The sequence below is a fragment of the Streptomyces sp. NPDC002669 genome (genome assembly GCF_042889165.1).
Classification (GTDB): domain Bacteria; phylum Actinomycetota; class Actinomycetes; order Streptomycetales; family Streptomycetaceae; genus Streptomyces.
On sequence record NZ_JBIAQQ010000002.1, the window covers coordinates 230,085 to 249,082 of the forward strand.

General features: G+C 71.5%; 14 protein-coding genes and 2 pseudogenes. 11 read left to right on the top strand and 5 right to left on the bottom strand.

Annotated elements, in window-relative coordinates:
• Positions 1–348: 348 nt before the first annotated feature.
• A pseudogene (locus ACFYW1_RS03480) lies at positions 349–1,584 on the top strand (IS256 family transposase); the annotation flags it as partial.
• A gap of 61 nt (positions 1,585–1,645) precedes the next feature.
• Complete coding sequence (locus ACFYW1_RS03485; RefSeq protein WP_283856081.1) at positions 1,646–2,629, top strand: GNAT family N-acetyltransferase; 984 nt, start codon at positions 1,646–1,648, stop codon at positions 2,627–2,629.
• A 337-nt stretch (positions 2,630–2,966) separates the two neighbouring features.
• Here the strand turns inward: ACFYW1_RS03485 and ACFYW1_RS03490 are convergent, their stop codons facing one another.
• Complete coding sequence (locus ACFYW1_RS03490) at positions 2,967–3,773, bottom strand: sulfite exporter TauE/SafE family protein (RefSeq protein ID WP_388986326.1); 807 nt, start codon at positions 3,771–3,773, stop codon at positions 2,967–2,969.
• A gap of 98 nt (positions 3,774–3,871) precedes the next feature.
• Between ACFYW1_RS03490 and ACFYW1_RS03495 the strand changes: the two genes are divergently transcribed.
• The 5 genes from ACFYW1_RS03495 (at position 3,872) to ACFYW1_RS03515 (ending at position 10,057) form a co-directional block, all read left to right on the top strand.
• Positions 3,872–4,648, top strand: a complete 777-nt coding sequence (locus ACFYW1_RS03495; protein WP_388986329.1) for an AraC family transcriptional regulator — start codon at positions 3,872–3,874, stop codon at positions 4,646–4,648.
• Between the two features lie 149 nt (positions 4,649–4,797).
• Positions 4,798–5,337: an ArsR/SmtB family transcription factor gene (locus ACFYW1_RS03500; RefSeq protein ID WP_388986332.1), complete on the top strand. Its 540-nt coding sequence runs from the start codon at positions 4,798–4,800 to the stop codon at positions 5,335–5,337.
• On the top strand, positions 5,334–6,629 hold the full coding sequence (locus ACFYW1_RS03505) for an MFS transporter (RefSeq protein WP_388986335.1): 1,296 nt from the start codon (positions 5,334–5,336) through the stop codon (positions 6,627–6,629). Before ACFYW1_RS03500 ends, ACFYW1_RS03505 begins: the two co-directional genes overlap by 4 nt.
• 373 nt (positions 6,630–7,002) lie before the next feature.
• Positions 7,003–8,631, top strand: coding sequence for an ABC-F family ATP-binding cassette domain-containing protein (locus tag ACFYW1_RS03510; RefSeq protein WP_388986338.1), 1,629 nt, complete (start codon positions 7,003–7,005; stop codon positions 8,629–8,631).
• A 445-nt stretch (positions 8,632–9,076) separates the two neighbouring features.
• Complete coding sequence (locus tag ACFYW1_RS03515) at positions 9,077–10,057, top strand: phosphotransferase (RefSeq protein WP_388987001.1); 981 nt, start codon at positions 9,077–9,079, stop codon at positions 10,055–10,057.
• A 101-nt stretch (positions 10,058–10,158) separates the two neighbouring features.
• On the opposite strand, the gene ACFYW1_RS03520 is transcribed toward ACFYW1_RS03515, so the two are convergent.
• The gene (locus ACFYW1_RS03520) at positions 10,159–10,692 is read right to left on the bottom strand and encodes a DinB family protein (protein ID WP_388986341.1); all 534 of its coding nucleotides are present in this window, start codon (positions 10,690–10,692) and stop codon (positions 10,159–10,161) included.
• Positions 10,693–11,220: 528 nt separating this feature from the next.
• Between ACFYW1_RS03520 and ACFYW1_RS03525 the strand changes: the two are divergent.
• Positions 11,221–12,090, top strand: a pseudogene (locus tag ACFYW1_RS03525) (MFS transporter); the annotation flags it as partial.
• Positions 12,091–12,326: 236 nt separating this feature from the next.
• The gene (locus ACFYW1_RS03530; RefSeq protein ID WP_388986344.1) at positions 12,327–12,803 is read left to right on the top strand and encodes a hypothetical protein; all 477 of its coding nucleotides are present in this window, start codon (positions 12,327–12,329) and stop codon (positions 12,801–12,803) included.
• Between the two features lie 38 nt (positions 12,804–12,841).
• On the opposite strand, the gene ACFYW1_RS03535 is transcribed toward ACFYW1_RS03530, so the two are convergent.
• The 3 genes from ACFYW1_RS03535 to ACFYW1_RS03545 form a co-directional block, all read right to left on the bottom strand.
• Positions 12,842–13,465 (bottom strand): hypothetical protein, encoded by a 624-nt coding sequence (locus ACFYW1_RS03535; protein ID WP_388986346.1) that lies wholly within the window; start codon positions 13,463–13,465, stop codon positions 12,842–12,844.
• Between the two features lie 71 nt (positions 13,466–13,536).
• Positions 13,537–13,722 carry a hypothetical protein gene (locus ACFYW1_RS03540; protein ID WP_388986349.1) on the bottom strand — a complete coding sequence of 62 codons (186 nt, stop codon included), beginning with the start codon at positions 13,720–13,722 and terminating at the stop codon, positions 13,537–13,539.
• Positions 13,719–14,012, bottom strand: a complete 294-nt coding sequence (locus ACFYW1_RS03545; RefSeq protein ID WP_388986352.1) for a hypothetical protein — start codon at positions 14,010–14,012, stop codon at positions 13,719–13,721. Before ACFYW1_RS03545 ends, ACFYW1_RS03540 begins: the two co-directional genes overlap by 4 nt.
• A gap of 363 nt (positions 14,013–14,375) precedes the next feature.
• Between ACFYW1_RS03545 and ACFYW1_RS03550 the strand changes: the two genes are divergently transcribed.
• The gene (locus tag ACFYW1_RS03550) at positions 14,376–16,637 is read left to right on the top strand and encodes a PQQ-binding-like beta-propeller repeat protein (RefSeq protein WP_388986355.1); all 2,262 of its coding nucleotides are present in this window, start codon (positions 14,376–14,378) and stop codon (positions 16,635–16,637) included.
• Between the two features lie 49 nt (positions 16,638–16,686).
• Entirely contained in the window at positions 16,687–18,945 is a 2,259-nt protein-coding gene (locus ACFYW1_RS03555; protein ID WP_388986358.1) for a PQQ-binding-like beta-propeller repeat protein, read from the top strand.
• Positions 18,946–18,998: the final 53 nt, after the last annotated feature.

The window sequence follows — 18,998 nt, forward strand, 5'->3', positions numbered from 1 at the left end:
AGCGTGGCAAGCTCGATCGGGTGGTGAATGCACGCCCGGCTTCTCGTCTTCGACTACCGCCGCGCCCCAAGGGCTGTCCCGCAAGTACGGCCGTGCCGTGACTGAGGCCGGCTCGATGGGGTCAGGGCCCCAGCCGACGGGAGAGGATCTTTCGATGGCGACGTACGACCAGCTGACCGAATGGGCCGGTCCGGGGCATGTCACGCAAGCGGGACGGGACGATGTGTGAGCAATGCTCATGACCTGTGGATCGGCCTCGGGTTGGACGCGAAGGGCGTACCTTCCCGAGTGATCGACTTCTGGTCATCGAGTGGGCCGACGTTGCACCGTCGGTCGGGAAGGCGCCCCGTGCTGAGCGTAGTGAATGCCGATGGAACGACCGAGACCGGCTCCCTGATCGACGACATCGTCCGTGAGGGCGCGAGGCGGATGCTGGCCGCCGCCCTGGAGGCTGAAGTCAACTCCTGCATAGCCGAGTTGGCCGACCAACGAGACGAGAACGGGCGCCGCCTGGTGGTCCGCAACGGCTACCACCAGCCCCGGAAGGTCACCACCGCGGCCGGGGTGATCGAGGTGAAGGCTCCACGCATCAACGACAAGCGCATCAACGAGGCAACCGGCGAGCGCAAACGGTTCTCCTCTGCGATCCTGCCGCCGTGGTGCCGCAAGTCCCCGAAGATCAGCGAGGTGCTGCCGCTCCTCTACCTCCACGGCCTGTCCAGCGGGGACTTCGTGCCCGCGCTTGAGCAGTTCCTCGGCTCCTCGGCAGGCCTGTCCCCGGCCACCGTCACCCGGCTGACCACCCAGTGGCAGGCCGACCATCAGGCGTTCAGCGAGCGCGACCTGTCGGCCACGGACTACGTCTACGTCTGGGCCGACGGTATCCACCTGCGCATCCGGCTGGAGGAGGCGAAGGCAGCGGTCCTGGTCGTCATGGGCGTGCGCGCGGACGGAACCAAGGAGCTGATCGCGATGACCGACGGCTACCGCGAATCGGCGGAGTCCTGGGCCGGCCTGCTGCGGGACTGTCAGCGGCGCGGCATGCGCGCTCCCGTCCTCGCCGTCGGCGACGGCGCCCTCGGCTTCTGGAACGCGCTGAACGAAGTCTTCCCCGAAACCCGCCACCAAAGGTGCTGGGTTCACAAAACGGCCAACTGCCTCGACAGCCTCCCGAAGTCAGCTCAACCCGCGGCGAAGAAGGCCATCCAGGACATCTACAACGCCGAGGACCGCGAGCACGCGGCCGCCGCGGTCAAGACGTTCGCCAAGCAGTACAGCGCGAAGTTCCCCAAGGCTGTCAAGAAGATCGTCGATGACGAGGACGAACTGTTGGCGTTCTACGACTTCCCCGCCGAGCACTGGATCCACCTGCGGACAACCAACCCCGTCGAGTCGACCTTCGCGACCGTCCGTCTGCGGACCAAGGTCACCAAGGGTGCCGGATCCCGGGCCGCCGCCCCGGCGATGGTCTTCAAGCTCGTCGAGGCCGCCCAGGCCCGCTGGCGAGCCGTGAATGCGCCCCACCTCGTTGCCCTCGTCCGCGCCGGGGCCTGTTTCGAACGCGGCCAGCTCGTTGAACGGCCCGCAGACGACCGCGGCGTGAATAGGGTGGCGGGCCTGCCTCGAAGTTCGAGATCATCCGGTCATGTTGGATGGCACGGCAGGACAGGACCTTCCGGTCGGCTTCGGGTTCCGGCCGTATCGCGGCGACGAAGACCACGGCGCCATGGCTGCGGTGCGGCGGGGGTGTGCTGAACGGGACCGGGTCGATGCCCAGTCGGTTGTGGAAGGGCTCCCGACAGCAGCCGAGATCGCGGAAGCTTCTGCCAAGTTGGAGGAGCCGTCCAAGAACCAGATCCTGGTGGTGTGCGACGGGAGCGTCGTCGGCTACTCGACGATCCGGTGGTGGCAGGAGCGGGACGATACGTGGCTGTACCTGCACCGCGGCTACCTCTTGCCCGAGCATCGCGGCCAGGGCATCGGCTCAGAGATGCTGAGCTGGGCCGAAGAGCGGATCCGCCGGCTCGTCAAACAGCATGGAACGGCGCGGACGGCAGTGATCGGCGCGAACGCCATGACCTCCGAGCAGGATGCCACGGCACTTCTGCGCGCAGCCGGCTACCGACGTGTCTTCAGTCTGGTCGAGCTGGAGCTGGGCGATCTGCAGCAGATGCCCGAGCCGGGCGACGAACTGCCGGCCGGGATACGGACGGGGCCGATCGGGACAAGCCACTACCGTGCAGCCTGGAGGACGGTCGTCGATTCGTACGCGGACAGCGGCTTCACTCAGAGATGGCCGTTCCAGGACTTCGTCGACACCGCCGACCCGGCATGCTGGAGGGCTGCCTGGAACGGGCAGGACATGGTCGGCGTCGCCCTCTGCTCCATCCGCCGTCACGACCACACCGTGGGCGAGGTAGAAGAGCTGAGTATCCGGACGGACCAGCGACGCCTCGGAATCGGCCGGGCCCTGCTACTGGACGGGCTGCAAAGCCTTCGCGAACAGGGTGCAACGATCGCCCGGCTGTTCACGGGCACGGCAAATCCACACCGGTCCTACGACCTCTACGAGAGCGTGGGGTTCCGGCGGCAGAACGAATACGTCCGCTACCGCAAGCCGCTTGCTTGATCGACCGGCCATCGGGCTGTCCGGTCATCCACAGGATTTGACAATAGCTCCTGCCGCGACGCCACGGCGTACTGGTTCCGCCCACGGCGCTGGACCGCTCTTCAGCCCGGGAGGCGGACCCTCGGTGTCCCTGGGCCCGCCGTAGCCGACTGCGACCACCGGGGCGTGCCCCTTCGATGGGGACATGCGCAGAGTCCAGCAGGCTTCGCACCTGACTCGCCGGCCGCGCCACCCGGCGCGACCCGCACCCCGCGTCGCGCGGCGCCCGCCAGTTCCTGGCGGCGGGAGCTCGACCGGCTCCTCGTCGACGAGGACGAGGCGACCCTCGACCTGTCGTTCAGATCCCCATGGCGAGCAGGACGATCACCAACAGGGTGACGTAGGCGACGGAGTGCACCCGGTCCGGGACACGGGTCGCGGCGCGGCGGGCCAGGGCGATGGTGGGCAGCGAGCCGCCGAGCAGCGCGGCACAGGCGAACAGGTCGATGTGGCCGAGCAGCCCGGCCCGGGCGTGCACGGCGGGGGCGGCGAGGGCGTAGACGACGGTGCCGACCACGGCGACGGGCACGCTGAGCGGGTTGGCCATCGCCGTGGCCTCGGCCATCGGCAGGCCCCGGCGGCGCAGCAGGGGCACGGTCATGACGCTGCCGCCCACGCCCAGGCAGGCGGCGACCGCGCCGATCCCGACCCCGCCCAGCGTCCTGACCGGGCGGCTCGGCGGGCGCGGCTCCCGATCCTGCGGGGCGGACAGGAAGCCCTTGCGCAACAGGCTGTCGGCGATCGTCACCAGCAGGTAAGCGGCGAACAGCACCCGCAGCGGAGTGTCGCCGATCCGGGTCGCCGCGAACGACCCGGCCGCCGCGCCGACCAGGACGAACGCGGCCATCGGCCAGATGTACTCCCGGCGCAGCCGACCCTGGCGCCACTGCGTCAGAGTGGCGAAGACCGAGTTGACGACCATGACCGCCGTCGACGTCGCCACCGCCACGTGCATCGCGCCGTCGTCGGCGCCGGAGTGCGTCGTGACGCTCCAGAGGCCGTGGACGACGGGAACGGTGACGAAGCCGCCGCCGAACCCGAAGAGCACCGTGGTGATCCCGGTCAGGCAGCCGAACAGAAGAAGCACGAGATATGAGGTCAGCACTGCCACGACGCTACGGATCCGGCCACCTGGCGGGCAATCGAATGAACGCCAGATACCTTCGCCGATCCGACAGCGGAGCCGGGACCTAGTCTGGCGGTGTGCGCAACGTCCCCATCGACGAGGTCGATGCCATCGACCGTGCCGTCCTGGCCATCGGCACCGACTACCCGCCCGGCCACCTGCTGCCGTACCACGAGCACCGCCGGGCCCAGGTGCTGTACGCCGCGACCGGCGTCATGGAGCTGGCGACGGCGGAGGGCACGTGGACGGTGCCCATCGACCGTGCGGTGCTGATTCCGGCCGGGACCCGGCACCAGGTCGCCATGCCCGGGGTCAGCACCCGCAGCCTCTACATCGAACCCGCCGCCGTGCCGTGGTTCCCCGCCCGCTGCCGGGTCGTCGAGGTCTCCCCGCTGCTGCGCGAACTCCTCCTGGCAGCCGTCGACATGAAGCCGCTCTACCCGGAGCACGGCCGCGACGCGGCCCTGGTCGGCCTGCTCCTGCACGAACTGGCCGACCTGGCACCGCTGCCCCTGGACATCCCGCTGCCCGCCGACCCGGGACTTCGGCGGCTGTGCGACGCGTTCCTGCGCCGCCCCGACGTCCACGATCCGCCCGCCCGTTGGGCCGCCGCCCTGGGTGTCAGCGAACGCACCCTGGGCCGGCGGTTCCGCGGCGCCACCGGGCTGAACTTCGCGCAGTGGCGGCAGCGGGCCTGCATCGTGCACTCCCTGCGGCACCTGGCCGCCGGTACGCCGGTCACCCGCATCGCGGCCGACCTCGGCTACGACAGCCCGGCGGCGTTCACCACCGCTTTCCGCACCCTGCTGGGCCGCCCGCCGAGCGCCTACCGGGCCGCCGGACAGGCCGGGTGACCGTACGGGGAAGGCGTGCCGGACGACGCGGATGACCCGGGAGGGGTACGGGCGAAGGCTCCGTGGGACCCCGCGTGCCGGACAGTCGGTTCCGGAAGTCCCGGCGAAACCCCTTGCCCAATGGTCAAGAAATGTTGACCATTGAGGGCATGGCTGCTGAAGACCTCCCCGAGGCGTTCCACGTCACCACCGACGAACAGCTGCGCGCCGTCTCCAACCTCACCCGTCACCGGATCATGGCCGTGCTCCGCTTCGAGCCCGCGACGATCACGCAGATCGCCGAGCGGGTGGGCCTCGCGAAAGGAAGTTCCAGCTACCACGTACGGCTGCTCGAACGGGCCGGGCTGGTGAAGGTGGTGCGGACGCGGAAGGTCCGGGGGGTCACCGAGCGGTACTACGCGATGGCCGCGCGCTCGATCGTGCTGCCGGATCCGGGCGAGGGCGGGCCGGACGTGCTGATGCGGCACGCGGTGGCGGACCTGGAGGCCGCGCCGGCGGAAAGCGAACGGCACGTACGGATGGCGCATCTGCGGCTCACCGAGGAGCAGTTCGCGGAGCTGGGGGCACGGCTCCAGGCGCTGGCGGACGAGTACCGGAAGCTGTCCGACCCCTCGCTGCCGGACGCGTCGCTGGTCTTCGCACTGTTCCACCCCGCACCGCGCAAGCAGACCGAAGGGGGCGCCGAGTGACCTCGAACGCAAGGAAGTTGCCGACCGGGTTCGGACGGCTCTGGACCGCGCAGACGATCTCCTCGCTCGGTGACGGGGTGTCACACGCCGCGCTGCCCCTGCTCGCACTGACGCTGACGCGGGATCCGATGGCACTCGCCGTCGTCACGGCCGCCGGAACGCTGCCGTGGCTGCTCTTCGGGGTGCTCGGCGGGGCGCTGGTGGACCGCTGGGACCGTCGGCGCACGATGTGGGTCACGGACGCGGTACGCGCGGCGCTGCTCGCGATACCGGCGGCAGCGGCCGCCCTCGACGTGCTGAGCATCCCCCTGCTCGCGGCCGTCGCCTTCCTGCTCGGCCTCGGCGGACTCTTCTTCGACACGGCCGCCACGGCTTACCTGCCGGACCTGCTCGGCCGCGACCCCGCACTCCTGGAACGCGCCAACTCCCGCCTGCGCGGCGCCCAGACCGCCGCGTCCGGCTTCGCGGGGCCGCCGGCGGGCAGCGCCCTGCTCGCGCTCGGGCGGACGTTTCCGCTGCTCGCCGACGCGGTGTCGTTCGCGCTCTCCGCACTGCTCGTACGGGCGTTGCCCGCCGCACCCCGGCCCGTACCGCAGGCCCGTGAGTCGCTGCTGCGGCAGGCGCGGGCCGGTGCCTCGTACGTCTTCCGGGACCGGCTGCTGCTCGGGCTCGCGCTGCGTCCGGCGGTCGGGAACATCGCCTTCCTCGCCGTGGAGACCGTACTCGCCCTCTTCGCGCACGACCGTCTCGGCATCGGCACCTTCGGCTTCGGCCTGCTCCTCACGGCGGAGGCCACCGGTGGTCTGCTCGGCGCGGGCATCGCCTCCTTCCTCGGCCGACGACTCGGCACCGGCACCGCGCTGACCTGCACGGCCGCGGTCGAGGGACTCGCCATCCTGGGCCTGGCCACCGCCTCGAACCCGTACGTCGCCGGCCTCGCGCTCGCCGTCTGCGGAGCGGGCATGGGCGCCACGATGGTGCTCGGCCCCTCCCTCCGGCAGGCGATCGTCCCCGCCCATCTGATGGGCCGGGTCGCCTCCACCTCCCGCATGCTCGCCATGTGCGCCGCCCCGTTCGGCGCCTTCCTCGGCGGCTGGCTGGCCACCGCCCATGACGTACGCACCCCCCTCTACGCCGCCGCCGGCCTCCTCCTCACCATGACCGCCGTCACGTCGACCATGACCGGCAACCGCCGGGTCGAAGCGGCGCTGCGTGCGGCCGCCCCGGCCGCTGACCAGGCCGTCCCGGATCGCTCGGGCCCCCGGGATTCCGTTCGGAAGAGTGCCGTCTAGGCTCCGCGAGGCCGTTGGCCGGTGCCGGTCCGGCGCTCGCCGCCCCGGCACCGGGGCGGCGAAAAAGCCGTTGACCGTGCCGGCCGGCACCCTGCTACGTTGTACGGGCTTCTGCTGCCGCCGATTGGAGAAGGACGTTGTACGTCTGAGGTCCTGAGACACCGTGTCCCCCTGTACGTGTGGGGATGCCGCGTGCGACCTCGGCGTCAGAGCCGTCCTTGCGGAGCAGGGCTTTTGCGTTCTCCCGCGCTCCCCGGACGTCACCTCGCTCCTGCCGGTCCCCTGTCGGTCTTCCGCCGACGGCAGGTCGCCGCCTCCCGGTGTCTCGATACGCGTTTGCCCTGAACACATCACGCAACCGCGGAGACCCCGTATGACTCATTCCGTCACCTGTACCTCTCTGTCCTTCGCCTGGCCCGACGGCACCTGCGTCCTCGAAGGACTCGACGCCTCCTTCGGCCCCGGCAGAACCGGGCTCGTCGGCGTCAACGGATCGGGTAAATCAACCCTGTTGAAACTGATCGCCGGCCGGCTCGCCCCGGTCGACGGCACCGTCCGCGTGGCCGGCACCATCGGCTACCTCCCGCAGAGCATCACGCTCGACACCGACATGCGGGTGGACGAGGCACTCGGCATCGCCGACCGGCGGGCCGCGCTGCACGCCATCGAAGCCGGCGACGTGACCGAGGAACACTTCGAGACCGTCGGCGACGACTGGGACGTCGAGGAACGCGCCCTGGCCGCCCTCGGGGAACTCGGCCTCGGGCACATCGGACTCGACCGCACCGTCGGCGAGGTGTCCGGCGGCGAATCCGTGCTGCTCCGGCTCGCGGCACTGCTGCTGCGCCGCCCGGACGTCCTGCTGTTGGACGAACCGACCAACAACCTCGACCTGTACGCGCGGCGGCGGCTCCACGCCGCCGTCGCCTCCTGGCCGGGTGTCCTGATCGTGGTCAGCCACGACCGGGAGCTGTTGGAACTCGTGGACCAGATCGCCGACCTGCGCGCGGGCGGCATCACCTGGTTCGGCGGCACCTTCTCGGCGTACGAGGAGGCCCTCGCCGTCGAGCAGGAGGCCGCCGAGCGCATGGTCCGCGTCGCGGAGGCCGACCTGCGCAGGCAGAAGCGCGAACTGGTCGACGCCCAGGTCAAATTGGCCCGCCGCAAGCGGTACGGCCAGAAGATGTGGGACCAGAAGCGCGAACCGAAAATGGTCATGGGGCTGCGCATGCGCGCGGCGCAGGAGTCCGCGGGCAAGCACCACATGCTGCACGAGGAGAGACTGGCCGAGGCCAGGGAACGCCTCGACGACGCGGTGGAGGCCGTACGGGACGACGACGAGATCCGCGTCGACCTGCCGTGCACCGCCGTGCCGCCGGGCCGGTCGGTGCTGACGCTGCGCGAACTGGAGATGGCGCACGGCGCGCGCGTGAGCGGCGGGTACGACCTGTACGGTCCCGAGCGCGTCGCACTGGTCGGACGCAACGGCGCGGGCAAGACGACGCTGCTGCGCACCATCGCCGGGGAACTGGCTCCGGTGTCGGGGGAGGCGACGGTGCACGTGCCGGCCCGGTTCCTGCCGCAGCGGCTGGACATCCTCGACGGGGAACTGAGCGTCGCGGAGAACGTGGCCCGTTTCGCACCGGGCGCCACCAACAACCTGATCAGGTCGCGGCTGGCCCGCTTCCTGTTCCGGGGCGCCGTCGCCGACCGGAAGGCGGCGGCGCTGTCCGGCGGCGAGCGGTTCCGGGCGGCGCTGGCCGCGCTGATGCTGGCCGATCCGGCACCCCAACTGCTGATGCTGGACGAGCCGACGAACAACCTGGACATGGCGAGCGTCCGGCAGCTCACCACGGCCCTGGCGTCGTACCGGGGCGCGCTGCTGGTGGCCAGCCACGACCTTCCCTTCCTCGACTCGCTGGGCATCACCCGGTGGCTGCTGCTGGAGGAGGGAGAACTGACGGAGACCACACCGGAGGCGGTGGGCGCCACGACCGGCTGAGGCGGGACGAGGCAGGCGGTGGGTGGTGGGCAGGGGGCTCGGCAGGGAAGGCGACGGGATTCCTTCCGTGAAGGGCGACCGTGCCCACCACCCGCCTTTCCCGGGAACGCCCCGAACCGGACCGGTGCGAGCACGACCGACACCGACGACGCCATGGCCCCAGCCCGTGACCCACCGCGACACCTGGCCCGAAAGCTCTCGGTCCGCCGAGCTCCCTCACCACCAGGAGCTCCTGGACGGCACGGACCGGGCCTCGCTCACCACGCAGCCCTTGTCGCCAACCCGATGAACGACGCCGGCGCACGGGGCGGAACGCCGCCCGTCGCCCGTTCTCGAATCACCCGTGAAACTTACGGAACAACTCGTTCGGCGTTGAATGACAAATCGCGTAAGGTGCCCCGGTCATCGAGGCCGAAGGCGGGTTACGGGCGTGGCACCGAAAGAAGTGACGCGGAATCAGTTGGCGGGCGCGGCGCGGGCCGCGCTGGGCGGCGGGCGACGGCTGGAGGCGGTCGAGCGACTCGCGGGCGGGACCACGAAGGGCGTCTACCGGCTCACGATGGACGACACCATGACGGCGATCGCCTACCTGTGGGACGACTCCGAAAACTACTGGCCGGCCACCGAGCACGACGGCGACCTCGCCGACCCGTTCTCGTCCGGCACCGGGCTCGACCTGTTCGAGGCCGCGCACGCCCGGCTGGAGGCGCTGGGACTCCGGGTCCTCAAGATTCACCTGGTCGACCGCGATCGCACCCACCACCCGGCCGACCTCGCGATCGTCGAGGACGTGCCCGGCGAGAAGCTGATGGACCTGCGCAACCGCGACCCGCGCGCCGCGGAGCCGACCATGAGGCGCCTCGCCGAGAGCCTGGCGACGATGCGTGCCCACCGGGCACCGTCCTTCGGCAAGGTGGCCCTGGTCGACGGCGGCGGCACGTCACGGTCGGCCTCGTGCGAGCAGGCAGCACTCGTATTCGCACTGCGCTGCCTCGCCGAGGCGGCCGCACGCGACCACAGGATCGCCGACGCCCGCGTTCGGCTGGAGGAACGGCTGCGTCGGCTGACCGCGGCGGTGCGACCGCGCGCGGAGTACTCCGTCGTCCACGGCGAGCTGGGCCTGGACCACGTCATGGTCGACCGGAACGGCCGTCCCGTCATGATCGACATCGAGAACCTGCTGTATTTCGACGTCGAGTGGGAGCACGTGTTCCTGCGCCTCCGCCATACCGCCGACCAGTACCGGCAACTGACGGCGGACGGCCTCGACGAGGACCGCCTCGCGCTCTACGGACTCACCCAGCACCTGTCACTGACAGCGGGCCCGCTGCGCCTGCTCGACGGGGACTTCCCCGACCGGGAGTTCATGCGAGGGATCGCCGAGCACCACCTGAACGAGGCGCTGGCGATGGCCACGGCGAGTTGAGAACGCGCCCCACACGTCCGTGCCGAGCGGGGGAGGTGGTGGTGTGGTGCTCCTGTGACGTGTGGGCGGCCCGGACAGGGGGGTGCCCGGTGGTCCGGGGGTCAGGCGCAGGGGTTGCAGACGAGGTAGCCGTCGACGCGGCTGAGCCAGTCCGAGGCGGGATCCGGGGGAAGCGCGTGGCCGAGGCTGTCGGCCCGGACCTCGCCGATCCACTGGTCGTGCTGGTACTCGTGGTTGATGAGCGCGAGCAGCAGGTGGTTGGCGACGACGGTCAGCTGGGTGGGGGCGCCGACCCGGCCGGCGGCGATGTCGCCGATGCGGGCGTGGACGCGTTCGGCGACGGTGTCGCGGAAGGCGGTGAGCCGTTCGACGGTCGGCAACGCGCCGCGGAACTTCTCCGGGTTCGCCGAGTCCATGATCCCGTCCAGTTCCGGGTCGGGGCTGGGCTCGGCGGCGGTGAGGTTGCGGATCATGAAGTGGGCGACGTGCGCCTGGTGGCCCAGGTGCCAGCCGATGGCGCTGGAGTCCTCGTGCGGGCGCCAGGTGACCTCGTCCGGGGTGAGGTCCTTCCACAGCTCGTCGGTGTAGGCGCGGGCGCGGTCGTACTCGCGCAGAAGTGCGGTGATCTCGTGCATGTTGCTTCCCTCGGGCTGCGTCGTGGGGGTGGATGTCGGGGGCTGCTTCCAGCCGTGGTGGCGACAGGTCGCTCGCCGGGTGGACCCTCGCGTCGGCCGCTGTCGCGAAACCGCGGAGCCCGGACGTCCGCGTCGCGGAGGATGCGCTCCTTGCCGAAAGCGCCCGGGACGGCGCCCAGGAACGGCTGCTCGTCCTTCCCGTACCCGTCCCTGCCGGAGATGTCCTTCGTACCTGCCCGCAGCCGTGACGCGGCCGGTCGGGGCGAACCATGGCGTGCCCTGAAGATACGTCATGGTTATGTCTCGTTCGATCGGCAGGGAACACGCGGTGCGGTGGGTGCCGCGATCTGCCGGCAAAGTTAGGTGTCCATACGGTTGCCCGGTAGAGGATTTCGCTGAATCGGACCATAAGCAATGTGTATGCCTAGCGGCGGGCGGCGGCGAGGCTGTCGGCCAGGTGGAGCAGATCCGGGGCGAGCGGGGAGTCGGCGTTCCAGACCGCTTCGAAGGAGATCTGGACCTCGCGGCCCCGGCCACCGCGCCCGCGCCGTCTCCACCGTCCTGGTCGCCACCACCCTCGGCGGCGTCGCCGGCCCTAACCTCGCCGCCCCCACCGGCACCCTCGCCGAACACCTCGGCATCCCCGCCCTCGCCGGCCCCTTCATCCTCGCCGGCCCCTTCATCCTCGCCGGCCCCTTCATCCTCTCCGGCCTCGCCTACGCCCTGGCAGCCGTCGTCCTCGCCGTATGGCTCCGGCCCGACCCGCTGCTCCTCGCACGCAGCCTCGCCCGGCCGGAAGAGGACCGCACCGCAACAGCCACGACCACCCCGGCCGCCCCCGACGAGGGCCGCAGGGGCGTCGCCCTCGGCACCCTCGTCATGGTCCTCACCCAGCTCGTCATGGTCGCGATCATGACGATGACACCGGTCCACATGCACGACCACGGCCACGGCACCGCCGCCTCCGGCCTCGTCATCGCCATCCACATCGGCGCCATGTACCTGCCCTCACCGCTCACCGGCCGGCTCGTCGACCGCCACGGCCGCATGAAGATCGCCGCCGCCTCCGGGATCACCCTGCTGGCCGCCGGAATCCTCGCCGCCGCAGCACCCGGCGACTCCGTCCTCCTCCTCGCGCTCGCCCTCGCCCTGCTCGGCCTCGGCTGGAACTTCGGCCTCGTCTCCGGCACCGCGATCATCACCGACACCGTCCCCCTCGCCACCCGCGCCAGGACCCAGGGCCTGGTCGACGTCTCCATCGCCCTCGCCGGTGCCACCGGCGGCATGGCCTCCGGCATCATGGTCGCCGCCACCAGCTACCCCGTCCTCGCCCTCACTGGCGGCGTCCTCTCCCTCGCCCTCCTGCCCGCCGTCGTTGCCACCGCCCACCGCAGATGAACCCCACGGCCCGCGAGACGCCGACGCGGCGGCAGCGACACCCCCGGTGAGGGCGGCGCCCGGGCGGGCATCGTCATCAGCTCGTCCGGGGGCGGGACGCCGCGGCTGCTCGAAGACCGTCAGGACCGCATCGTCGCCGAGGTGTTCGCTGTCGTGCGATCGCGTCCTACCATGCGTACGAGGGGCTGGTCGGTGTGCCGATCGCCGTGGTTGCGAACCTGGGGAGCGCCGCACGGATGACCTCGCCCCTCCGGCATTCCGGGGCCGTACGGCGCATGCTGTGCCGGCGCGGACTCCACAAGGACCGGTGCTTCGCGCCCGACGAGCTCGGCAGCCCCGCCACCCCGTGCCTTCACGAATGGCGGTGCGCGTTCTGCGACCGGCTTCGACGGTCCGACGTGCTGCACCAGTACGGGCGTGAGCAAACCACGGCCGACCCGTGCCGGAACATCGTCGTCTGTGTCCGTTGCGGCCATGAGCGCGCATACGTCCGGCACGCGAACGACCTCGTCCCGGTGGACAGCCTCCCGGCGGCACAGCGGCCGAACTACGTCACCTACTACCACAGGGCCACGCCCTGCGACCACGTGCAGATCTGCCGGCGCTGCGGCAAGATGGACAACCACGTGGTCACCGAGCACGACTGGGAGGACCCGTGGTGGGGCGAGCGCTGCCGACGCTGTGGCGGGAAGTGGTTCGACGACGGGGACTGACCCCGTAGGGGAGAGCGACCGGTACGAGGCCGCGGGGCCTACGAAGGTTTCCTGGACGCACCCGCACGAGCCATGCCGACAGCCGTGAACGCCGCCGCCGTCGCGGTGGCAGCGGCGGTGAACGTGATGACCGGCCACACACCGCCGACGGGGGCGTTCAGCTGCGGCGCGGCGAAGCCTCCTGGTACCGCGTACACCACGAGCCGGTCTCCCGCCTTCGCATCGGCGGGACACGACTTCCCGAGCGGGACGAAGTCCGACTGCCGCAGATTCCGCTCGAGTTCCGTACCGTCGAGCCGTTCCAGCGAGCACTCCCACCAGAAGCCGGTGACACTCCCCGTGGGAGACTTCTTCTCGTGCCGCACGGACTTCGTGACGACGGTGTCCACCGGCCCGCCCCACACATCCAGCACGGCCTGGTCGAGAAACCCCAACAACCCCAGAGCCAGCAGAACCTCCACGATCGCGGCCACCCCGAAGTGCCAGGGATCGAGTCGAACGAAGCACGCGTGGATCGACGCGAACCCGGCGCCGAAGATCATCAGCACCGCAATGCCCACCACCGCCGGATGCGGCCACCAAACGGGAACCAGCACCACGGCCACCACGGTCAGCCCGCACATCAGCACCGAAGCGGCGACGCCCAGCATGGCGCCGACCACCCACAACTGCGGCCTCCTGCTCACTGATTCTCCCTCAACTACCCTGATTACCACGTGGGTTGATGTCCAATTCAGCGGCCTTCGCACGGATCGCCGCCCGCCGGTATCTGCTCGGTGTCGGCCGCCAGGCAGGAGGAGTACACCCGCGGCGGCGCGGGCCGCTGCTCCGGTTCCGGCGCGGCACCCACCGCAATGACCACCGCGGCAACGACGAAGGCCACGCCCGCCGTCGCGGCGAGCCGGGCACCGCGGCTCACCGATCGCCCCGGAAGCGGTCGCGGAGAGCGTCACGGCAGTCGTCCCCGGCGCCGGTCCGGATCCGGGAGAAGGCCAGCACGCCGTTCCCCTTGTCCTCCTGCCCGGCCTCGGCCAGTTGCGTCTCGATGTCCGCGATGAGCTCGGCACACTCGGCGCTGACGGGCTCTTCGGGCCGCGGGTCCGGTGTCGAGGAGGTGTTCAGTCCGGCGGTGGCGGCGAGGCCGGCCGCGCACAGCACCACCCACGCGGCAACCCACGAGCGGCGGTTCATCCGTATCGGCTTGGGCATCCAGGCATCCTACGAGCGTCGCGACGGGGCGCGGCCGTCGTTCCGGAAGTTTCGGCCGTTCCGGCCGCTCCGGCCGTTCCGCACAACGACGGCGGCCGTGCGACTGTCGCACGCGACGGCGGAGCTTCGGCGCATGCCGGGCGAAGGTGATCGCACCGCTCCCGATACGGGCGGGGCGGTACGGCGTTGGGAACTCGACTGGGACCTGCAAGTGCCCTGACCCGGCAGCCCGGTGGGACCCCGGCCCTCGAAGCGGCCCCTCACCGGAGTAGGGGTGGGAACGACCAGGTGCGGGCGGCCTCGACACCGCGAAGCACGTCCGCTCCGTGAGCGACGGCCTGCGACGCGGGTCCCATCTGCGGCATGCTGGAACCACGGGGCCGCTGCCCGGAGTTCGCCGGGGCGGCGGGCCGGCAGGGGCGTGGGCGGCGGGAGAGGTGGGCGGTGGCGGCGGTACCGTTGACGGCGGGTGACCCGGTGAAGGTGGGCCGGTACCGGCTGCTGGCCAGGCTGGGCCAGGGCGGCATGGGCCGGGTGTACCTGGGCCGTTCGCCCGCAGGACGCGCGGTGGCGGTGAAGGTGGTGCGGCAAGCACTGCTGTGGGACGAGGGGTTCCGGCGGCGCTTCGCACGCGAGGTCGAGGCCGCACGACGGGTGACGGGCTTCTGCACCGCCGCGGTCGTCGACGCCGATCCGTCGGGGAACCCGGCCTGGCTGGCCACGGAGTACGTCCCCGGCCTGTCGCTCCAGGAGGCGGTGGCCCGGCACGGGGTGTGGCCGGAGCAGGCGGTGCGCGGCCTGGGCGCCGCCCTGGCCGAGGCGCTCGCCGCCGTGCACGCGGCGGGCCTGGTGCACCGCGATCTGAAGCCGTCGAACGTGCTGCTGGCGCCGGACGGCCCCAGGGTGATCGACTTCGGGATCTCGCTGGCCGCCGACGACACCGCGCTCACCGAGACCGGAACGGTGATCGGCACCCCCGGTTTCATCCCGCCCGAGCAACTGCGCCATGAGGGTGTCGGTCCGGCCGGTGACGTGTTCGCGCTGGGGGCGGTGCTGGCGTACGCGGCCGCGGGCGTCGGCCCGTTCGGTGGCGGCGCGTCCCAAGCGGTCAACTACCGGGTGGTCCACCAGAGCCCCGACCTGAGGGGCCTGACGCCCGGCCTCGCGGCGGTGGTGGCCCGGTGTCTGGCGAAGGACCCCGGGGAGCGGCCCACGGTGCCGTGGCTGCTGGACGAGTTGGGCCGCCCGGAACCCGCCCACGGCGATCGGCACCCGCACCGGGCCGCCCCGGCACCGGACCGGGGCGAGGAGGACGACGGGGGCCTCGCGACGGCCGGATGGATGCCCGGCCCGGTGGTCGAATCCGCCACCCGGATGCGGGCCGAGGTGCCCACCGAGCCCATGCCCCGGCCGGAGGACACAGTCCCGGAAGTTCCCACCGACGACAGCCCGGAGCCTTTGCCCGGCACGCCTCCGCCCGCCCGGCGCCGCCGGCTGCGGACGGCTCTCGCCACGGCGACCGCCCTGGCCGTCATCGTGACCGGCGTCGTCGTGTGGCAGGTGTCCGCGGACGGGGGGAAGGACGACTCCCCGCCCGCCGCCCCCGCGAACGTCCGGGAACTCTGGTCCCGGTCACTGGACGAGGGACAGACCATGGCCATGACGGCGGAGCGGACGGTCTACCTGGAGAACAAGGACCGCCACGAGATCAGTGCCCTGTCCGTCGCCGACGGATCCGATCGCTGGGCCCGCCGGGTCAAGATCTCCGACGTCTCCGAGGAGAGCGACTACGTGAAGAACACGGTGGGCGACGACATCGAGATCACCGCCGTCTCGGGCGGCCTGCTGTACTACGGCAGCGGCCAGTACCTGTATGCGCTGGACGCGGACAGCGGCGATCCGCTCTGGAAGCACATGGACGACTCCTTCCACCCCTCCCCGGTGGTCGTGGGCGGCGCCGCCTACGCGCACATGAACGCCTTCTTCTACGTTCTCGACCCGCGCACGGGGCGCGAGTTGTGGAGGCACTCGTTCAACGGTCTGACGTCCGACGACGCCTCCGTCACCGACGACGCGCTCCTCACGTACGGCAAGAAGAAACTGATCGCGGTCGACACCCGCACGCGCAAGGAGACGTGGTCCTACGAGGCCGACAGCGAGGTGGAGACGGCGCTCGTGGCAGCGGGCGGCAAGGTCTACTTCGGTACCAAGGACGGTGCCCTGTACGCCGTCGACGCCGCGTCGGGCGACGAGGTGTGGCGCGGCACCTTCGAGGGGGAGCTGTGGGACGGGCGGCTCGGCGGGGGAGCCGGCGGGCCCGAAGTGACCGACGGGAACGTCTACTTCGAGAACGACGGCTATGTGTCGGCCTTCGACGCGGACACCGGTCGGGTGCTGTGGCGGAAGAAGCAGAAAGCCGACGAGGTGACGTCCCTGACGGCCGTGGACGGCACCCTCCTCGTCCACGACTCGGAGGGGTACCTGAGCGCGCTGGACGCCGGCAACGGAAGGACCCGGTGGCGGGAACCGGTCGACGTGGACGACGACGCGGACTTCGGGATCGTCGGGAACACCGTGTTCGTCGAGCTGGACGGCCGGCTGACCGCCTACCGGGCCGCGACCTGACCCACCGCGTCGTACGCACGGCCGGAAAATGACGAACGAGGAGGAGCCAGTGCAGGCGTTCGCGCCGCTGGAGGCGGGGGACCCCGCACGGATCGGCCCGTACCGGCTCGTCGGAAGGCTCGGCTCGGGCGGGATGGGCCGGGTGTACCTCGCCCGGTCGCCGGGCGGCCGGGCGACCGCGGTGAAGGTGGTGCACGACGAACTGGCCGAGGACCCGTCCTTCCGTACCCGCTTCCGGAGGGAGGTGACGGCGGCGCGGCGGGTGACGGGCCCCTTCACCGCGCCCCTGGTCGACGCGGACCCGGACGCGGAAGTGCCGTGGCTGGCCACCGCCCACGTGCCGGGTCTCTCGCTGGGGGCGGCGGTCGCCCGGCACGGTGCCTGGCCCGAGCGGTCCGTACGGGCGCTGGGATCCGGACTGGCGGAGGCCCTGGAGGCGATCCACCGGGCCCGGGTGGTGCACCGTGATCTGAAGCCGTCGAACGTGCTGCTGGCGCCGGACGGCCCCAGGGTGATCGACTTCGGGATCTCGGTGGCCGCCGACGACACCAAGCTGACGGCCACCGGGGCCATGGTCGGCAGCCCCGGTTACCTTCCGCCCGAGCAGCTGATCGGCCGTGAAGTGGGGCCCGCGGGCGATGTGTTCGCGCTCGGCGCGCTGATGGTGTACGCCGCGACCGGCACCAACGCGTTCGGGGGCGGGCACGCGCACGGCGTCAGCTACCGCGTCGTCCACGAGGAGCCGGACCTGTCGGGGCTGCCCGGCGAACTCGCCGGGGTGGTCGGCCGGTGCCTCGCCAAGGACCCGCTGCGGCGGCCCGGGGTGCCGGAACTCGTCGCGGAGCTGGGCCGGTGGGAAGGGGATGGCGGGGCCCGGTCCACGTTCACCGGCGCCGCCTGGCTGCCCGCGCCGGTCGCCGACGACGTCATGGCGCTGCGCACGGACCCGCTGCCGGAGGAGGCGAGCGCGGACCTGCCCACGGGCGCGGACCTGCCCACGGTCGGCCCGGCGCACACCGACGTTGCCACCGCACGGCTCGGCGGGCCGCCGGGGCGGCCTTCGTCCGCCGCCCGCCCGGGTGAGTGGATCCGGCAGCGGCGTACGGCCGTTCTCGCCGCGGCGGGCACGCTCGTCGTCCTCGCCGTCGTCGCCGGGCTGCTCCTGCCCCGCGCCTTCTCCGGCTCGTCGCGCGGCAACGGCAGCGGGAGCACCGCCGCCCCCACGGCCGTCACGAAACAGCTGAAGGTGCGGGAGGAGTGGCCGTCCGACGAGGACCTGTGGCATCCGGTGGTCGCCGGCGGCAAGGTGGTCGGCGAGGGCCAGGACGGTCTGCTGCACGCGGTGCACACCGACAGCGGCGACACCGCGTGGACGTACGACGACCCGACCGCGTCGTCCCTGGAGGGAGTGAGCGACGGTCTGGTGGTGGCCTCCGGCAACGAGCGGGGCACGATCCAGGGCATCTCCCTGGACAGCGGCAAGCAGGTCTGGAGCGTGGACGCGCGGGCGCACACGGCACCCGGCACGACGTTCCACCTCTACCTGCGGATCGTGGTGGTCGACGGGACCGTCTACGTGAATGCCCTGTACGACCTCCCCGCGGGGTCGAAACCTTCCGGCAGGTACGCCGTGTCGGCACTGGACGCGGCCACCGGACGGCTGAAGTGGACCCGACCGGTCGAGTACGGCCTGTCCGACGCGCTCACGGTGGTGGACGGGGTGCTCTACGGCGGGATGTGGGGGAAGGACGGCTCCTACTTCTACGCCCTGGACGCGAAGACCGGGGACCAGCGCTGGCGATACCGCACGCAGGACGAATACGGCACCGAGGTGACGGCGATCAAGGTGTCGGGAGACACGGTCTACGCCGGCGACAGCCGGGGCGAGCTCCACGCCGTCGACGCCCGGCGGGGCACCCGGCTGTGGACCTACGAACCGGACGTCCAGAGCAGGAAGTGGCTCGAACCGCTCCTGGTCACCGACGGCGTGATCCTCGGAGGCACCGGAGAGAACGACAGCACGAGGAGCCCCGGAGACGTGCACGCGGTCGCCGCCGGCTCCGGCAAACCGCTCTGGACCACGCACACGGAGGGCGAACCCGAACTGCACGGTCTGCTGGACGGATCGGTGCTCTTCAGCACGGAAACCGGCACACTGCACGCCGCGGACGCCCGCACCGGCAAGTCCCCGGCCCGGACCCGTCTGTCGCCGGACAACCCCGACGCGGCCGTCGTCGGCGACCGGGTGTACTTCGACGGCGGCGACGGCCGCCTGCACGCGGGAAGGATCTCCCTCACCGAGAAGTGAGGAACGACCGGGCACCTCCGGCCCGCCGGCCGGCGCTCCATCCCCCGTTCCCT

Excerpts from the sequence above, each read along its gene's own strand:
- ACFYW1_RS03485 (WP_283856081.1), top strand. The coding sequence starts at position 1,646 with ATGTTGGATGGCACGGCAGGACAGGACCTTCCGGTCGGCTTCGGGTTC.
- ACFYW1_RS03500 (WP_388986332.1), top strand. The coding sequence starts at position 4,798 with ATGGCTGCTGAAGACCTCCCCGAGGCGTTCCACGTCACCACCGACGAA.
- ACFYW1_RS03510 (WP_388986338.1), top strand. The coding sequence starts at position 7,003 with ATGACTCATTCCGTCACCTGTACCTCTCTGTCCTTCGCCTGGCCCGAC.
- ACFYW1_RS03520 (WP_388986341.1), bottom strand. The coding sequence starts at position 10,692 with ATGCACGAGATCACCGCACTTCTGCGCGAGTACGACCGCGCCCGCGCC.
- ACFYW1_RS03530 (WP_388986344.1), top strand. The coding sequence starts at position 12,327 with ATGACCTCGCCCCTCCGGCATTCCGGGGCCGTACGGCGCATGCTGTGC.
- ACFYW1_RS03545 (WP_388986352.1), bottom strand. The coding sequence starts at position 14,012 with ATGCCCAAGCCGATACGGATGAACCGCCGCTCGTGGGTTGCCGCGTGG.
- ACFYW1_RS03550 (WP_388986355.1), top strand. The coding sequence starts at position 14,376 with ATGCTGGAACCACGGGGCCGCTGCCCGGAGTTCGCCGGGGCGGCGGGC.